The sequence below is a fragment of the Ferruginivarius sediminum genome, assembly GCF_003344765.1.
Lineage (GTDB): Bacteria > Pseudomonadota > Alphaproteobacteria > Kiloniellales > Rhodovibrionaceae > Ferruginivarius > Ferruginivarius sediminum.
In genome coordinates, this window is sequence record NZ_QPMH01000049.1 from 1 (window position 1) to 2029 (window position 2029).

At 65.9% G+C, this 2029-nt stretch carries 2 protein-coding genes; one reads left to right on the top strand and one right to left on the bottom strand.

Annotation, left to right across the window (positions count from 1 at the left end):
• The first annotated feature begins 289 nt into the window (after positions 1-289).
• On the top strand, positions 290-634 hold the full coding sequence (locus DRB17_RS19750; RefSeq protein ID WP_193725758.1) for an endonuclease domain-containing protein: 345 nt from the start codon (positions 290-292) through the stop codon (positions 632-634).
• 176 nt (positions 635-810) lie between these two features.
• On the opposite strand, the gene DRB17_RS19755 is transcribed toward DRB17_RS19750, so the two are convergent.
• Entirely contained in the window at positions 811-1344 is a 534-nt protein-coding gene (locus tag DRB17_RS19755; RefSeq protein ID WP_147274980.1) for a PD-(D/E)XK nuclease superfamily protein, read from the bottom strand.
• Positions 1345-2029: the final 685 nt, after the last annotated feature.

Consider the following 2029-nt stretch of genomic DNA (forward strand, 5'->3'; position numbering starts at 1 on the left):
AACGCCTCGGCAAAGCTCAACTGACCCGTCCGCTTCAACGCCATTCCAACCTCACTGCGCCAACCACAAGCAGGGAATCACACCTCGCCCATTTCGCAAAGGTCCCGACGCGGGGGAGAGGGCGCGATAAACGCACCTGCACAATTACTCGCCCACATACGGCGTTGGTAGCCCTCCCCCCTCGATTATCGTCCCTTCTCCCCCGCGTCGGGGGAGAAGGACAGGATGAGGGGGTAGTCCCCACAGCAAACCGTGGCACACCAACCGCACGTGCGTGTATGCTGTCGAAATGCAGGGAACGGCACGCGCGCGACATCTGCGCCGGCAGCAGACGAAGACGGAGGCCCGTCTCTGGCGGGCCTTGCGAATGCGCCAGCTTGGCGGTGTCAAGTTCCGCCGGCAGCATCCCGTCGGCCGGTATATCCTCGATTTCGCCTGCCCGGAGCTTGGGCTGGCCATCGAGGTGGATGGCGGGCAGCATGCCCTGCGGGCAGGACACGATAACGTGCGTACGGCTGCCCTGGCGCGGCATGGCTACACGGTGCTGCGGTTCTGGAACAATGAAGTGCTGGAGAACATCGAGGGCGTCATGGATCGGATTCTGGCGGTCATCCACGAGCGGCGACAGGCGTGATCCCCCTCATCCCGTCCCTCTCCCCCGACGCGGGGGAGAGGGCGCGATAAACGCCCCTGCACAGCTACTCTGCACCGCAATCGACGAGTAGCCGTCTCCCCCTCGATTATCGTCCCTTCTCCCCCGCGTCGGGGGAGAAGGACAGGATGAGGGGGTGGCCGCGCCCCCCACCGACCTCACCCCCCGGCCAACCGCCGTGTCAGCCAGTGCCGGAACATCTCCAACCCCATCACCTCCACCTGCTTGTCGTCGATCTCCGCCGCCCGGCGCAGCGCCCAGGCGAGCGCGCCGGGGCGCCAGCCAGGGCCTTCCAGGACGAGAAGGACATGCACGTCCGGAAACGCCAGCCGCGCGTTCGACAGCAGATAGGGCAACCGCTCGTCCAAGGAGCCCCGCGTCTGCTGGCGCATCGCCTCCACCCACACCGGCTTGCCGAAGGCCGGCGCATCGAGCACGAAATCGATGCTGCCGCTATGCCCGTAAATCGTGGTGTAGCCGACGTGCCGCCACGCCCGGCGCGGGGAGGGGTTGTCGCCGATCTCGATGCTGCCGGGGTTGCCCAGGTCGTGCACGTCGAAGCCGTGCTCGCGCAGCACCTCCACCATCGCCGCCTCCAGCGCCTGCCCGGAACCGCGCGGCGAGGCGGATGCGACGGGCATGCAGAACACAACGGCGAGCAAAAGCGCGAACACACGCGGCGCAGGCAACACGGCTGTCCTCCCAAACGTCCGGAAACGAGCAGCCGCCGCGCAACCCACGCGGCGGCCGGGAGGTCAGAACCTTGAAGACAAAGCCAAAAAAGGTCCGGCGGACTTTAGGCAATAAGCCCTGGACATGCACCGCCGGCTCCCGGCCCCAACCGTGATGGGCCACGAGCTATCGTTCCACGAACACGGCAAGCCGTGTGCGGTCGAGGCTTTTAACACGTTCCCCGTGCCGGCCCAAGCCAGGACCGGGAGCACTGGGGCTTTGTCTATCGGGGCTCTGACACCCCATCCGCATCTCCGCATATGCGCGGGGACGCGTCAAGATGAAGGGTGTTGGCGGGTTTTGCGCGTTTAGCGGGTATCTGACTATTCGCAACCGACTGATTCCGGTTTCCCCCCAAGTCGCTCCCCGGCGGCGGATCTGTCAGCGGAACGGACTTGGCGGCGCCCCCCGCCTCACGCCGTCCGTTTGCCCCGACGCGGGGAGAGGGGGCCATAAACGCCCCAGTTCAGCTACTCGCACCGGCAAGCCCCGAGTAGCCGCGCCGCCCCGATTATTGTCCCTTCTCCCCCGACGCGGGACCTTTGCGAAATGGGCGAGGTGTGATTCCCTGCTTGTGGTTGGCGCAGTGAGGTTGGAATGGCGTTGAAGCGGACGGGTCAGTTGAGCTTTGCCGAGGCGTTTCAG

Bases quoted from the DNA above. Each gene is read 5' to 3' on its own strand.
- DRB17_RS19750 (WP_193725758.1), top strand. From the start codon at position 290: ATGCAGGGAACGGCACGCGCGCGACATCTGCGCCGGCAGCAGACGAAG.